This is a genomic window from Neolewinella sp. (assembly GCF_965214665.1).
Classification (GTDB): domain Bacteria; phylum Bacteroidota; class Bacteroidia; order Chitinophagales; family Saprospiraceae; genus Neolewinella.
In genome coordinates, this window is the sequence record NZ_OZ243970.1 from 3,720,681 (window position 1) to 3,735,086 (window position 14,406).

General features: G+C 60.3%; 15 protein-coding genes. 7 read left to right on the top strand and 8 right to left on the bottom strand.

Annotated features, from left to right (window positions below; all coding sequences use genetic code 11):
• Positions 1–78 precede the first annotated feature (78 nt).
• The 3 genes from ACOOHD_RS15945 to ACOOHD_RS15955 all read right to left on the bottom strand — a co-directional run bounded on the left by ACOOHD_RS15945 (position 79) and on the right by ACOOHD_RS15955 (position 2,582).
• Positions 79–384, bottom strand: coding sequence for a DUF721 domain-containing protein (locus ACOOHD_RS15945; protein WP_420458874.1), 306 nt, complete (start codon positions 382–384; stop codon positions 79–81).
• Positions 385–399: 15 nt separating this feature from the next.
• Positions 400–1,536: a DNA replication/repair protein RecF gene (gene recF / locus ACOOHD_RS15950; RefSeq protein WP_420458875.1), complete on the bottom strand. Its 1,137-nt coding sequence runs from the start codon at positions 1,534–1,536 to the stop codon at positions 400–402.
• A gap of 227 nt (positions 1,537–1,763) precedes the next feature.
• A complete protein-coding gene (locus tag ACOOHD_RS15955; RefSeq protein ID WP_420458876.1) occupies positions 1,764–2,582 on the bottom strand; it encodes a 2,3,4,5-tetrahydropyridine-2,6-dicarboxylate N-succinyltransferase in 819 nt (272 codons plus the stop codon).
• A 113-nt stretch (positions 2,583–2,695) separates the two neighbouring features.
• Between ACOOHD_RS15955 and ACOOHD_RS15960 the strand changes: the two genes are divergently transcribed.
• Complete coding sequence (locus ACOOHD_RS15960; protein WP_420458877.1) at positions 2,696–3,109, top strand: hypothetical protein; 414 nt, start codon at positions 2,696–2,698, stop codon at positions 3,107–3,109.
• Here ACOOHD_RS15960 and ACOOHD_RS15965 read toward each other — a convergent pair.
• Genes ACOOHD_RS15965 through ACOOHD_RS15975 form a run of 3 tightly spaced genes read right to left on the bottom strand, consistent with a single transcriptional unit; the run spans position 3,038 to position 6,241 of the window.
• A complete protein-coding gene (locus tag ACOOHD_RS15965) occupies positions 3,038–3,613 on the bottom strand; it encodes a hypothetical protein (RefSeq protein ID WP_420458878.1) in 576 nt (191 codons plus the stop codon). The two genes, ACOOHD_RS15960 and ACOOHD_RS15965, sit on opposite strands and share 72 nt — an antisense overlap.
• Positions 3,610–4,467 carry a hydroxypyruvate isomerase family protein gene (locus ACOOHD_RS15970; protein WP_420458879.1) on the bottom strand — a complete coding sequence of 286 codons (858 nt, stop codon included), beginning with the start codon at positions 4,465–4,467 and terminating at the stop codon, positions 3,610–3,612. Before ACOOHD_RS15970 ends, ACOOHD_RS15965 begins: the two co-directional genes overlap by 4 nt.
• Before the next feature lie 46 nt (positions 4,468–4,513).
• Positions 4,514–6,241, bottom strand: a complete 1,728-nt coding sequence (locus ACOOHD_RS15975) for a GMC oxidoreductase (RefSeq protein ID WP_420461444.1) — start codon at positions 6,239–6,241, stop codon at positions 4,514–4,516.
• A 100-nt stretch (positions 6,242–6,341) separates the two neighbouring features.
• On the opposite strand from ACOOHD_RS15975, the gene ACOOHD_RS15980 reads away from it, so the two are divergent.
• Entirely contained in the window at positions 6,342–7,427 is a 1,086-nt protein-coding gene (locus ACOOHD_RS15980; RefSeq protein ID WP_420458880.1) for a family 43 glycosylhydrolase, read from the top strand.
• A gap of 8 nt (positions 7,428–7,435) precedes the next feature.
• Positions 7,436–8,575: a glycoside hydrolase family 43 protein gene (locus ACOOHD_RS15985; RefSeq protein WP_420458881.1), complete on the top strand. Its 1,140-nt coding sequence runs from the start codon at positions 7,436–7,438 to the stop codon at positions 8,573–8,575.
• Positions 8,576–8,578: 3 nt separating this feature from the next.
• Here the strand turns inward: ACOOHD_RS15985 and ACOOHD_RS15990 are convergent, their stop codons facing one another.
• Together ACOOHD_RS15990 and ACOOHD_RS15995 are read right to left on the bottom strand one after the other, a co-directional pair.
• The gene (locus tag ACOOHD_RS15990; RefSeq protein WP_420458882.1) at positions 8,579–9,736 is read right to left on the bottom strand and encodes an aldose epimerase family protein; all 1,158 of its coding nucleotides are present in this window, start codon (positions 9,734–9,736) and stop codon (positions 8,579–8,581) included.
• A gap of 80 nt (positions 9,737–9,816) precedes the next feature.
• Positions 9,817–10,347, bottom strand: a complete 531-nt coding sequence (locus ACOOHD_RS15995; RefSeq protein ID WP_420458883.1) for a DUF421 domain-containing protein — start codon at positions 10,345–10,347, stop codon at positions 9,817–9,819.
• A gap of 152 nt (positions 10,348–10,499) precedes the next feature.
• On the opposite strand from ACOOHD_RS15995, the gene carA reads away from it, so the two are divergent.
• The 4 genes from carA to sucD all read left to right on the top strand — a co-directional run bounded on the left by carA (position 10,500) and on the right by sucD (position 14,295).
• Positions 10,500–11,609, top strand: a complete 1,110-nt coding sequence (carA, locus tag ACOOHD_RS16000; protein ID WP_420458884.1) for a glutamine-hydrolyzing carbamoyl-phosphate synthase small subunit — start codon at positions 10,500–10,502, stop codon at positions 11,607–11,609.
• A 48-nt stretch (positions 11,610–11,657) separates the two neighbouring features.
• Positions 11,658–12,953: a phosphopyruvate hydratase gene (gene eno / locus ACOOHD_RS16005; RefSeq protein WP_420458885.1), complete on the top strand. Its 1,296-nt coding sequence runs from the start codon at positions 11,658–11,660 to the stop codon at positions 12,951–12,953.
• 145 nt (positions 12,954–13,098) lie between these two features.
• Positions 13,099–13,416: a hypothetical protein gene (locus tag ACOOHD_RS16010; protein WP_420458886.1), complete on the top strand. Its 318-nt coding sequence runs from the start codon at positions 13,099–13,101 to the stop codon at positions 13,414–13,416.
• A 6-nt stretch (positions 13,417–13,422) separates the two neighbouring features.
• Positions 13,423–14,295, top strand: a complete 873-nt coding sequence (gene sucD / locus ACOOHD_RS16015; RefSeq protein ID WP_420458887.1) for a succinate--CoA ligase subunit alpha — start codon at positions 13,423–13,425, stop codon at positions 14,293–14,295.
• Positions 14,296–14,406 lie beyond the last annotated feature (111 nt).

The following is a 14,406-nucleotide window of genomic DNA, read 5'->3' on the forward strand; positions in this document are numbered from 1 at the left end:
GACGCTGCGCTGGTTAGACCGTCTAACCAGCGCAGCGTCTAACCAGCGCAGCGTCTAACCAAACCAGCCGACAGGCGTCTACTTAATCACCACCTCCTCAAAATACGCCTCCCCGAACTCCTCGTTCAGCCGCGTCCGGATGCCCTCGCGCACCATCGTGAGCTGATTGCGCAAGGGGGCGTTGGTCACGTAGACGTACAGCTTGCGGTTGCGCACCAGGAAGTCGCGGGTGTGATCGGCCACGTGCTTACCAAAGAAGGGCTCCCACACCATCCTGACCCGCACCTTAAAGTAGCCCGGCTCATTGTGCTGGTTGCGCAGCAGGCGCAGGAAGGCGGCCTTCAGGTCGACGGGCTCGGGCTTTTGCGGGACGGGTTTGTACATCGGTGACGGCGGCGGTTACTCTTCTTCCAGGAACCGTTTCCACTCGGCTTCGTTGCGGGCCACGCCGTCTACGACGAGAAAGCGCTGCCAGTCGACCTCCGGGTGGTGACGGATCAGGGAAGTTACGCGTTCCGGATCGGTATCGGTGATGAACAGCTGCCCGAAGGCCGAGCTCATTACCAGTTCCAGCAACTGCCGCACCCGTTCGTGGTCCAGTTTGTCGAAGATATCGTCGAGCAGCAGAATGGGCGTGCGGTTGGTACTCTGCTCCAGTAGGCGGTACTGGGCGAGCTTGAGGGAGAGCACAAAAGATTTCAACTGCCCCTGACTTGCCACCCGCCGTAGCGGATGGTCGTCCTGGGTAAATACCAGTTCGTCGCGGTGTATGCCCCCGGTAGTACGCTGTAGGATGCGGTCCTTCTCGGCCCGTTCATCGATCAAAGTGTTCCAGTCGAGCTCGTTGAGCTGGCTGCGGTAGGTGAGGCCGACCTCCTCGCGCTGTCCGCTGATACGTGCGTAGGCCTCCGTCAGCAGCGCCGTAAAGGGGCCGATGAATTCCTTTCGCTTGGTGTGAATGTAGGCGGCCGGCTCGGCCATCTGCTGGTTGTACACCTCCAGCAGCCCGGTGTGGTCGCCGTGGCCCTCCAGCTCCTTGAGCCGGGCGTTGCGGTTGTCGAGCAGGCGGTTGTAGGTGATGAGGTGATTGAGGTAGACGGGGTCGGTCTGGCTCAGGCTATTGTCGAGGAGCTTACGGCGGGTGGCGCTGCCCTCAAGTACGAGGTTGATGTCATCCGGCGTCACGATCACCACCGGGTAGCGGCCGACGTGGTCGCTGATGCGCTCGTAGGGCGTACCGTTGCGCTCCAGTACCTTGCGCTGGCGTTTGCGCAGTTTGACCACGATGCGGTCTTCGCGGCCATCATCCAGCACGAAGGTCCCCTCCAGCCGTGCCACCTGATCGCCATGGCGGATGTTGTACTGGTCCTGCCCCGTCCCGTAACCTTTACTCATGCAGAGGTAGTAGATGGCCTCCAGCAGGTTCGTCTTTCCCGCGCCGTTGAAGCCCACGAAGCAGTTTAGCCGCGGCGAGAGCTCAAGAGCTTGACTGGCGTAGTTCTTGAACTGGGTGAGCTTTAGGGTGGAGAGGTGCAAGGGGGATTTACAATTTACGGTATACGATTTACCATGTACCATTTGTGGGGCAGCTCGCTTCGCTCGTTAGCGTGTGATAGGTGGTACAGGGGGTGGGTCCGCAGGTGCCGAAGGAAGTAGCAATTCACCTCGCCGCTGCTGCCGCCGTTTAGCTTACAACACACGACGACTGAAGGGAGCAGAGCCACAAACTGTAAATGGTACTTTGTACATAGTAAATGGTAAATCTAAACCGCCACCCCATACTCCCGCAGCGCCCCATTCAGACTAGTCTTCTTATCCGTACTCGCCTTCCGCTGCCCGATGATGAGGGCACAGCTCACCTGGTAGTCACCGGCCGGGAAGGACTTCGTGTAACTACCCGGGATGACCACTGACCGCTCCGGCACCTCGCCGCGGTGGGTGACGGGTTCCGAACCGGTGACGTCGATGATACGGGTGCTCTGGGTCAGTACGACGTTGGCCCCCAGCACCGCTTCCTTGCGTACGCGCACGCCCTCGACGACGATGCAGCGGGAGCCGATGAAGCAATCGTCTTCAATGATGGTGGGGGTAGCCTGCAGGGGTTCGAGTACGCCGCCGAGGCCTACGCCGCCCGAGAGGTGGACGTTGCGGCCGACCTGCGCGCAGCTGCCCACCGTGGCCCAGGTGTCGACCATCGTGCCGGAGCCCACCCAGGCGCCGATGTTGACGTAGCTGGGCATCATGATCACCCCGCTTTCGAGGTAGGCACCGTAGCGGGCTACGGCCTGGGGTACTACGCGCACGCCCTGGCTGGCGTAGTCGCGCTTGAGTGCCATCTTATCGTGAAACTCGAAGGGGCCGAGCTCGATAGTTTCCATTTTGCGGATGGGGAAGTAAAGCACCACGGCCTTCTTGACCCAGTCGTTGACCTGCCAGTCACCGGACTCGGTGGGCTCGGCCACGCGCAGGCGGCCCTTGTCAAGCTCCTCGATGACCGCATCGATGGCCCGCTGAGTAGGGGATTCTTGGAGCAGTTCGCGGTGGTCCCAGGCGGCTTCGATGGGGGAGCGGAGATCTTGCATGGGGGGTAGGAGATGCGTAGGTTCGGCGGGCAAAGATGCGAAAAGCGCCGTGAGTTGGGTAAGGATGCCGTAACGGAGGTATATTCGGGGGTCCGAACCAAACGCCACTCGCCATGAAACTTCGTTGGGAATTGCTCCCGGGGGGAGTGCCACTCTGCTGTCTTTTGCTGGGCGCGCAGAATACGGCGGCCCGGCCTGCGGCGAACTACGAAACGGCCGTCGAACGCTACACGGCACTCACCAAGGTTGCTAACGGCGGCGAGTCCCGTTCCTCCGTCCTGACCGCAGCCCAACTGGAATTGCTAGAGTCTGACTACGCTCACCCCTTCTACTGGGCCGGCCTGTCGCTGCACGGAGCGGGCGGGCCGCTGGCCTTCGCGCAACCCCCCATAGAAGTCGACGACGGTACGCTGCCCTGGTGGGGGTTTCTCATTGTGGCCCTCCTAGTAATAGGTCTACTGGGCTACTTCCTCAAGTTTCTGCACCAGGGCCTGCCAGTGCCGCCGGAAGAAGAAGGCCCGGAGTAGGACGATAGGACGGGCAGCGGAGGAGGTAATCGTGATACGGTCGTCGGTGACGGCCACCTCCCCGAGTTGAAACAGCGGTACCTCTACGGGAGAGCGAAAGCCGGTCTTGGCGCGCAGGGTCACCGCATCCAGGTGCACGCGAAACAGGTTGCGGGTAGCGAAGGCCAGCAGCACCGGGATGAGTAGTAGGGTAGAGGGCCCGAGGTACTGTCCGGTCGCAACACTATACGCCACGTAGACCGGCAGGCCCACTACACTCAGTAGCAGGATGAACAGCGAGGCATTGCGCATGGGGAAGAGGACCCCCGCCCGGTATTCCCGGTAGAACAGGTACAGCTCCGTGAGCACGCCGATGAGCACCGCGGCAGCGACGATCCACGCCAGAGCAAAGGCCCAGCCCGGCACCCCGCCCGGCAGGAAGCGGTAGGCTACGAGGATGAATACGATCAGGACTACGCTGCCGACGTCAGCCACCAGCTGGTAGGGCGGGCGGCGGCGGGTCATACCTCGCAGATGCGGAGTCCTTCGGCCAGGGCCTTAATTTTATCGTCGTAGGTGGGAAGGTACTCCTGGGCGATGAAGCCCTCAAAGCCCGTCTCGTGAATGGCCCGCACGATGGCCGGGTAGTTCAGCTCCTGGCTGTCGTTGATCTCGTGGCGGCCGGGCACGCCACCGGTGTGGTAGTGACCGATGTAGTCGTGGTACTTCTGGATGGTGGCGATCACGTCGCCCTCCATGATCTGCATGTGGTAGATGTCGTAGAGTAGCTTGAAGCGGTCCGAGCCGATCATCTCGGCCAGGGCCACGCCCCACTTGGTGTGGTCGCACATGTAGTCCGGGTGGTTGACCTTGCTGTTGAGCAACTCCATCTGTAGGGTTACGCCGGCTTCCTCGGCTAGCTTGACCATAGGGCGCAGGCCGATGGCGCAGTTCACCATGCCGTCGTAGTCGTTCATGTTGCGCCGGTTGCCGCTCATCACGATCAGGTTGGGAATACCGTGGTCAGCCGCGTCTTTGATCGCTACGGTATAAGCTTCCTGCAGCTTTTCGTGGTTGGCCGGTTCGTTCCAGCCGTTTTCAATGCTGAAGGCATCCAGCGTGCCCATGGCGCACGTCATGCCGTATTTCTTCAGAGTTGGCCAGTCCTTCACGGTGAGCAGTTCCACGCTCTTGAGGCCGATGTCCTGGCCACGCTCGCAGAGCTCCTCCAGGGGCACGCTGTCGTAGCACCACTTGCAGGTGCTGTGGTTGGTTTGGGCCAGGGGGCCACTGGCGGCGTCGGTGGCGGCGATGGCCTTACCCAGGGAGAGGGAACCCAGTCCCAGGGCGGTGTTCTTGAGGGCGGTGCGTCGGTTCATGGTAAGGAGCTGTTGATATAAGACAAGGTACGGAATTTTTAGGGCCCTATAAGTTACGCCGGTTCAGCTCCCCCACCGCATGGTCCACGGCCCGCGCCGTCAGGGCCATGTAAGTGAGGCTGGGATTCACGCAGGCCGCGCTGGTCATGGCCGAGCCGTCAGTGATGTACAGGTTCGGGCAGTTCCACACCTGGTTGTGCCGATTGAGTACGCTGGTTTTGGGATCGCGGCCCATGCGCGCCGAGCCCATCTCGTGGATACTGAAGCCCGGGTGGGCCTCCTCGCGGTAGACGTTGACGTTCTTGGCTCCGGCAGCTTCGAGCATCTCGGCGGCATAGGTATCCATATCGTCGCGCATGGCCCGCTCATTTTCCCCGAAGGCTACGTCCATGATGAGGGTGGGCAGCCCGTCTTTATCCAGCAGGTCGCGGTTGAGGGTGACGCGGTTGTTGGGGTCGGATAGGGTTTCGCCGAAGCCGGTCATGCCGATGTTCCAGGCCCCCGGCGTGAGGAGCCTCTCCTTTAGTTCGGCGCCGAGGGTAGTCTCCGCCTCCCTTACCAACCGCCACCAGCCGTCGCGGCTCGCCCCGCCCTGGTAGCCGAAGCCCCGCAGGTAGTCTTTTTTACTGCCCCGGTCGCCGAGGTTGACGAAGCGGGGGACATAGAAGCCATTCGGCTTGCGGCCCTTATCGATCTTATCGCCGTATTCGGCAAAGGAGCCCGAGGCCCCGATACGGTGGTGGTGGTCCATGATGTTGCGCCCCACCTGGTCGTTGTCATTACCCAGGCCATTGGGTTGGGCCGGGGAGGTGCTGGCCAGTAGGATAGCGGCGGTGTTGAGGGTGGAGGCATTGAGGAAGATGACGCCCCGGCTGTAGTACTCGACCTCCTCATTGCTCTCGCTAAGTTTCACGCGCACCCCGGTGGCTCTACCGGCATCGGCGTCGTAGATCACCTCCCGCACGGCAGCGTTATTGACCAGCGTCAGGTTACCAGTCGCATCGGCTACCGGCAGGGTGCTAGAGTTGCTGGCGAAGTAGCCGCCGTAGGGGCAGCCCCGAATACACCGATCCCGGTACTGGCAGTTGCCCCGGGTGCCGAGGTGGACCTCCGGGTCGTAGGCCGTCAGGTGAGCGACGCGTCCAGGTGTCACGGTACGCCCCGGAAAGCTACGCTGCACCCGCTGCTGGAACTGCTCCTCGATACAGTTGAGCGGCATGGCGGGCAGGTAGGGGCCGTCCGGCAGTTGGAAGAGGTTTTCGGCTTGCCCACTGATGCCCACAAAGCGCGATACATGGTCGTACCAGGGCTTCAGCTCGGCGTAGCGAATGGGCCAATCGATTGCAATTCCGTCGCGCGCATTGGCCGTGAAGTCCAGATCGCTGAGGCGGTAGCACTGCCGGCCCCACATCAGGCTGCGGCCACCGGTCTGATAGCCGCGCACCCAGTCAAAGCGTCGTTTTTCGGTGTAGGGATACTCATCGTCCCTGACAAAAAAATGCTTCGAAGCCTGGCGTAGCACGTAGTCTTTGCGCTGCAATTTTTCGTAATGGGCGTCCTTCTCCGCCGCCGGCACCTGGTCGTTGTAGGGCAGCTCCCAGGTGTCGAGGTTGGCGGTGGGGTAGTCGTTGTGGGCTACGTGACGGCCGCGCTCCAGCACGAGCGTCTTCAGCCCCGCCCGGCAGAGTTCCATAGCTGCCCAGCCGCCGCTGATGCCGGTGCCGACTACGATGGCGTCGTAGGTGGTTGCTTCCGTTCCTTTCACGTTGGCAATTTACGACACGGCCGCCCAGCAGGTGGGCGGGGCCGCGGGTGTAATGGTCGTGGAGTAAGCCGACGGACGCTTTTGGCCCCAATAGCATAATTTAGCAGCAGTGATCTACCCGTCTCCCCTCCCTCCCCTACTGTTGTACGGTCTGCTACTCTGTCTATCGGTCTTCGGCTGTAAGGAGATGAGAGAGAAAACAGACACCGTAGTCCCGTCACCTCCGGCAGAGGAGGTAGGCACTTTCACCAACCCCGTCTACCGCGTAGGCCCCGACCCCTGGGTCTTCCAGCAGGATAGCACCTACTACGTCACCTATACCACGGGGCGCAATATCACGCTGATCGAGACTACGGAGATGTCGGGCCTCAACACCAATGCCGCCTCGGCCAAGGTAATCTGGCTGCCCCCCGCCACCGGCATGAACTCCAAGCAGATCTGGGCCCCGGAGGTGCACCGCATCGACGGCACCTGGTACGTCTACTACGCGGCCAGCGACGGCGACAACGCAAACCACCGCATGTGGGTACTCTCCAACGACAGTGACGATCCCCTCACCGGAGCGTGGGAAGACCGCGGGGAGCTCAAACTGCCCGACGATAAGTGGGCCATCGACGGTAGCCCGGTCGAGATCGGCGACCAGCGCTATTTTGCCTGGTCGGGCTGGGAGGGGGACGTCAACATCCGCCAGAACATCTACCTGGCCGCGATGGACAGTCCTACCGAGGTATCTGGCCAGCGGGTCAGGGTATTAACCCCGACCGATGCCTGGGAGAAGAACGGCACCGACCCCGAGGTCACCGAAGGGCCCCAGTTCCTCGCCCACGGCGACCGTATGTTCATGTTCTATTCCGCCGGCGGCTGCTGGACGGACGGCTACAGCATCGGCGCCCTTTTCCTGACCCTGGGCGAGGACCCCATGGACGCCACTAACTGGTCGCGACTGGAGGCTAACCCCCTGTTCACCAGCAATACCAGCGGCGGCGTTTTCGGCCCCGGTCACAATTCCTTCTTCACATCGCCCGACGGTACCGAAGACTGGATTCTCTACCACGCCAACCCCCAATCCGGACAGGGATGCGGCGACGAACGCAGCATTCGCATGCAGCCCTTTACCTGGACCGCCGACGGCCTGCCCGATCTCGGCACTCCCGTAGCTCTTGGCCAGCAACTTGAACGCCCCTCCGGCGAATAATCACGCACATGAAGTTTTCACTCCCCTTATTGATTCTTTTCGTTGCTGTCTCCTGTAGGGAGCAGCCCCCGAGCACCGATGCGGCCACGCCTGCAGCCACCAACGACTCGCTGGTCTACCAGAACCCCCTCGACGTCAAGTTCGGTGACCCCTATATCATGGACGACGGTGATGGCACCTACTACCTGTACGGCACCGGCGGCGGGGCTGAGGACGGCTTCTCGGTCTACTCCTCCACTAACCTAACCAACTGGAACTACGAAAACCAGATCTATTACGGCAACAACGACAGCACCTGGAACGAGAGCGCCTTTTGGGCCCCTGAGTGCTATAAATTTAACGACAAATACTACCTCTTTTACAGTGCCAACTGGAAGGTCAACCCCACCAACGAGGGCGAGAATTTCCATATCGGCGTAGCGGTCTCCGATAGCCCCACCGGCCCCTTCGACGATTTGCAGGACGAGCCGATCTTCTCCCCCGGCTACCCCATCCTCGACGCCAACGTGTACCTGGACGACGACGGTAAGTACTACCTCTACTATTCCCGGGCCTGCTACGAGCACCCGGTAGAGAGTGAGGTTGCCGATTGGGCGCGGGAAAAGGGGCTATTCGACGAGATTGAGGAAAGCTGGATCTACGGCGTAGAGCTTGCCGCCGATTTCAAATCGGTCATCGGGGAGCCCGTCCTACTCCTCCGCCCGCCCCTGGAAATGGACGATCCCAACGCCGAGTGGGAAAGCCGCTCCGTCACCTCGGGCGAGGTCAACCGCCGCTGGACGGAGGGCTCCTTCACCTTCCAGCACGACGGTATCTATTACATGATGTATTCAGCCAACTTCTACGCCGGGCCCAACTACGCGGTAGGTTACGCAACAGCCGATGCACCCCTTGGCCCCTACACCAAGGCTACCAATAACCCGGTGCTGGAGAAGAACGTCGACCGCGGCGGTGAGGTCACCGGCACCGGCCACAACAGCATCCTGTTTCTGGACGGCAGCGACAGGATGATCTGCGTATACCACGGCCGCACCAAGCCGACGGGCGACGAGCGGGTCGTATTCATGGATGAGATGTCCATCGACGACGATGGTATCCTCACCGTGAACGGACCGACGACCGAGCCGAAAAAGATTGAGCTTAGGTAGCCCCTACCGCACCCCAAAGCGGTACACGGTCGTACTCGTATACGTCTCTCCCGGCTGCAGGATGGTCGAGGGAAAGTCCGGCTGGTTAGGTGAGTCGGGGAAGTGCTGGGTCTCCAGACAAAAGCCGGTACGCAGTTCGTAGGGTTGTCCTCCCTTACCGATGTTGCTACCGTCGAGGAAGTTCCCACTGTAGAATTGCACGCCCGGCTCCGTGGTCTCCACCTCCAGGGTGCGGCCGCTTTCGGGTTCGTACACGGTGGCGATCTGCTGCAGGCCCTCCCCGCTCCGGTTCAGCACGAAGTTGTGGTCGTAGCCGCCGCCGAAGCGGATCTGCTCGTCGTCGGCCTCGATCCGCTCGCCGATCGGGGTAGGCTGGCGGAAGTCAAAGGGCGTACCCTCCACTGATTGAAGCTTGCCGGTAGGGATAAGCGTCTCGTCTACGGGCGTGAACCGGTCGGCAGCAATCATCAGTTCGTGGCCCAGTATGTCGCCGCTACCGGCTCCCCCTAAGTTGAAGTACGTATGGTTGGTTAGGTTAACTGGGGTGGCCTCATCGGTCTCGGCCGCGTACTCCAGGGTGAGAGCATCATCGTTGTCGAGCCAGTAGTGTACCGTGACCGTGAGGGTACCGGGGTAGCCCTCCTCGCCGTCGGGGCTCGTGCCGGTTAGTCTGATCCCCACCCGGTCGGCTTCTTCCAGGGGCGTGGCCGTCCAGTATTTCTTGTCGAAGCCCTTCAGTCCCCCGTGCAGGCTGTTGGGGCCATTATTAGTGGGTAGGGTGTACTGCTCATCATCGAGCTCGAACGTTCCTTTCGCGATACGATTCCCGTAGCGACCGATGAAGGCCCCGAAGTAGGGGTAGTCGCCCAGATAGCTGGTCACGCTATCGAAGCCGAGCACCACATCTTCCATAGCGCCATTTTTATCCGGCACCACGATGTTGGTGATGATGCCGCCCTGATTGATCACGCTGACCTGCATTCCGTTTGCGTTTTCGAGGGTGTATTTCGTCACCGGGCCTTCTTTCGTCTGGCCGAAAGGCTGGGTAGAAACACGCAGCGTAGTATCCCGGGCCTGCTCCGTACCGGAGTCGGCGGCCCGGGGTTCGGAGTTGCAGGCGGTACAGAGGCCTACGGCGAGCAGGAGGATCAGGTACTTCATCGTAGCATAAATTAGTGGGGTAAGTGGGCGGGGGCGCGGGTGCAAAGTAACTTGTAAGGGGCAATACACCCCACTACCCGTCATATTCCTGGCATCTCTACTTCCGCCAGGTGCTCGGAGGTCGCGGTATTGTCAGACATCGGGATCACGCTCATCGACGCATCCGGCTCTAGAATGACCCACCGGGCCTGACTGATATTGGTCAGGCCGCTGACGCGAAGGGCGGATAGTACCTCTCCCTGGGTAATTCGCTCATGACGCATGCTCTGCTCGATATACTTACCTTCGTGGACTAACAGGGTAGGGCGGGCCTTGACGAGGTGCTGTAGGAACTTGTTTGTCCGTACGGCGGTAGTGAGCAGCCACTGCAGCAAGAGCAGCAGGGAGATCGCCAGGATGGTTTCCGTGATCGCTGAGCCTTTGCGCATGATACCGGCCCCGGCGATGGAACCGATGGCCACCGTCACGATCCAGTCGAAGTTGTTCATCTGGGAGGTCGATCGCTTGCCTACCACGCGCACCGCTACGATCACGAAGAGGTAAATGATCGGTACGGTGATGGCGATCTGCAGCAGGTCCTGCCAACTATCGTAGAAGAAGGATTCTTGCATGGGAGGTTTGAGGCTGGAAACTGTATACGGAACGCTAGTCCCCCAGTTAACGTTTCTGCTCACCGGCCTGGCGTACATTCTTTGCACCTGCGGCCCCGCCCAAAGTGATGTACCCTATCTTCGCCGCCGAGCAAACCACTCCCGTAGTACCTATGAGCGAACAGCGCGCCATTCTCCTCCTCGCCGACGGAACCACCTACGAAGGCCGGGCCGCCGGAAAGATCGGTACCACCATCGGGGAGATCTGCTTCAATACCGGTATGACGGGCTACCAGGAGATCTTCACCGACCCGAGCTACTACGGCCAGATTCTGGTAGCCACCAACGCCCACATCGGCAATTACGGCATCAAGGATACCGATATTGAGTCCGATAGCGTCAAGATTGCCGGCCTGATCTGTAAGAATTTCACCGTGCCCTTCAGCCGGCAGCAGGCCCAGTCCTCCATCCAGGACTACTTCGAACGGGAGGGCGTTGTGGGCATCTGCGACGTGGATACCCGCGCCATCGTGCGCCACATCCGCGATAAGGGAGCGATGAACGCGATCATCTCCAGCGACAACTTCGACCTGGAGGACCTGAAGCGCCAGCTCGACGCTGCCCCCGATATGGAGGGCTTAGAACTGAGTAGCCACGTCACTACTCAGGAGGCGTACACCCTAGGCAACCCCGACGCGCCCATCAAAGTGGCCGTACTTGACCTGGGCACGAAGAAGAACATCCTGCGCAACTTTGTCCAGCGTGACTGCTACGTTAAGGTCTTCCCCGCCCGAACCACCATGTCCGAGATCGATCAGTTCGGTGCCGATGGACTGTTCATCAGCAACGGGCCCGGTGACCCCGGTGCCATGGATTACGCCGTAGAGACCGCTCGGGCCATGCTGGCGGAGGATAAGCCCATGTTCGGCATCTGCCTCGGCCACCAGATTCTGGCCCGCGCCGTGGGCATCCCTACCTACAAGATGCACAACGGCCACCGCGGCATCAATCACCCGGTCTTTAATCTGGTCACCGGCAAGAGCGAGATCACAAGTCAAAACCACGGCTTCGGCGTCAGCCCCGAGGCCATCCAGGATAAGCTCGACGTAGTAGAAATCACCCACCGCAACCTCAATGACGATACCATCGAGGGCATCCGCATCATTGGCAAACCCGCCTTCAGTGTGCAGTACCACCCGGAGGCGAGTCCCGGGCCCCATGATGCAGCCTACCTCTTCGACCAGTTTGTCGCATTGATCAAGGAGCAGGGGCTTAAGGATTAGCCCTTGTCCCCTAACTCCCTGAGTCCTTAACTCCTTAACCTCCTGACTATGAGTAGCATCCTAGACATCCGCGCCCGCCAAATCCTCGACAGCCGCGGTAACCCCACCGTAGAAGTAGAAGTCGTGACCGCCGAGGGCATCGTAGGCCGCGCCGCCGTGCCCAGCGGAGCCAGCACCGGTAAGTACGAGGCCGTGGAACTGCGCGACGACGACAAGGACGTCTATATGGGTAAGGGGGTGCTCAACGCCATCAGTAACGTAGAGGAACGGATCGCCGAGGAGCTACTGGGCGTAGATGTGACCGACCAGCGCTACATCGACGAGATGATGATCGAGCTCGATGGCACTAAGAATAAGAGTAAGCTAGGTGCTAATGCTATTCTAGGAGTGAGCCTAGCCGCCGCGAAGGCCGCCGCGCTGGAGCTTAATCAGCCACTCTACCGCTACATCGGTGGCGTCAACGCCCACACCATGCCGGTGCCGATGATGAATATCCTCAACGGCGGTAGCCACGCGGACAATAGCATCGACTTCCAGGAATTCATGATCATTCCCCTGGGGGCCGATTCTTTCTCGGAGTCGCTACGCATGGGGGTAGAAACCTTCCACCACCTCAAGAAGGTACTGAAGAGCAAGGGCTACAGCACCAACGTGGGTGACGAGGGCGGCTTCGCCCCGAACATCAAGAGTAATGAGGAGGCCATTGAAATCGTGCTCCAGAGCATCGAGTCGGCCGGCTACAAGCCCGGCGAGGAGATCATGATCGCCATGGACGCCGCCGCCTCCGAATTCTACGATGCCGAGGAGGGCGTGTACCACTTCCATAAGTCGGATGGCCGCAAGATCGAGCCTGGTGCCATGGTGGACTACTGGATGAGCTGGGTAGATAAGTACCCTATCTTCAGCATCGAGGACGGACTGGACGAAGACGACTGGAACAGCTGGGGCGCTCTTAATGCCGCCATTGGCAACCGTACCCAGCTGGTGGGTGATGACCTCTTCGTCACCAACACCGACCGCCTGGCCCGCGGCATCACCGAAAAGAGTGCCAACAGCATCCTCATCAAGGTCAACCAGATCGGCTCGCTCACCGAAACCATCGAGGCCGTCAGCATGGCCCAGATGGCCGGCTACACCAGCGTCATGAGCCACCGCAGCGGAGAAACCGAGGACACTACCATTGCCGACCTCGCCGTTGCCCTCAATACGGGACAGATCAAAACGGGCTCCGCTAGCCGCTCCGATCGCATCGCGAAGTACAACCAGCTACTGCGCATCGAGGAGGAGCTGGGGGAGACAGCTTATTTTCCGGGGCGGGATCTGCTACGGAAACTGAAGCGGTAGGGGGGAGAAGTGATTTTGCACCTGGCTTACATCTAGGGCCCCTCCCCCAGATGACGCTGGCTCCTGCAACGCCTCCCACACCTCCAACGACCGCAACCCAACAACTCACTCACCTAACAACGCAACAACTACTACCTTCACCCCCATGCCCCCCCGCAAAGTCCAAAACCCCCTCACCACCCTCTGGCTGAAAGTACCCGCTTACCTGCGCAACAGGTACTTCTTCACGCTGGTGGCCTTCGTGCTGCTGATGGTGTTCGTGGACCGGCACGACGTGGGAACGCAACTGCGGCTACACCGTACGGTAAACCGATTGGAGGCGGACCTGGAGCGCTACGATGAGCTAACTGCCCAGGCCGAGGCAACCAAGTTAGATATGGAGCAGAACCGCGAGCGCTTCGCCCGGGAAAATTATTACATGCAACAGGATGACGAGGATGTCTTCATCATTGTCGATAAATAATAAGAAATGTCAGTTTTAGTTACTTCGGATTCTAACGTCATTGTGCAGGGTATCACGGGCAAGGAGGGAAGCTTCCACGCCGAGCAGATGATTGAGTATGGTACCAATGTCGTCGGGGGCGTTACCCCCGGCAAGGGCGGACAGACCCACCTCGATCGGCCCGTCTTCAATACCGTAGCCGAGGCCGTCAAGGAGGCCGGTGCGGATGTATCGGTCATCTTCGTACCCCCACCCTTTGCCGCCGATGCAATCATGGAGGCCGCTGCGGCTGGAATCGGAGTAATCATCTGCATTACGGAGGGCATCCCCGTGCAGGATATGGTCAAGGTACGCGCCTTCATCAACGACTATGACACGCGCCTCATTGGGCCCAACTGCCCCGGCGTGATCACCCCCGGACAGGCCAAGTGCGGTATCATGCCCGGGTTCATTCACACCCCCGGCAAGATTGGGATCGTAAGCCGCTCGGGTACCCTTACCTACGAGGCCGTCGACCAGGTTACCAAGGCGGGTATGGGACAGAGCACCTGCATCGGTATTGGGGGCGATCCTATCATCGGCACTACCACGAAAGATGCCGTCGAGCTGCTCATGAATGACCCCGGTACCGAGGGCATCATTATGATCGGTGAGATCGGTGGTACGATGGAGGCCGATGCCGCCCGCTACGTCAAGGAGCACGGTACGAAGCCGGTCGTTGGCTTCATTGCCGGTCAGACCGCCCCCAAGGGCCGTACCATGGGCCACGCCGGTGCCATCGTCGGTGGCCACGAGGATACCGCCGAGGCCAAGATGAAGATTATGGAGGAGTGTGGGATACATGTGGTGAAGAGTCCGGCGGATATTGGGAGTACTATGGTGTCTGCCTTGCGTGGGTAGTTCACCACGGAGGTTACAGAGGGCTTCACAGAGGTCCTACAGAATGGGAATAATAATGGGGATTCAGACACAGTCTGAATCCCCATTTCTCTGTGAATGCCTCTGTGAAGC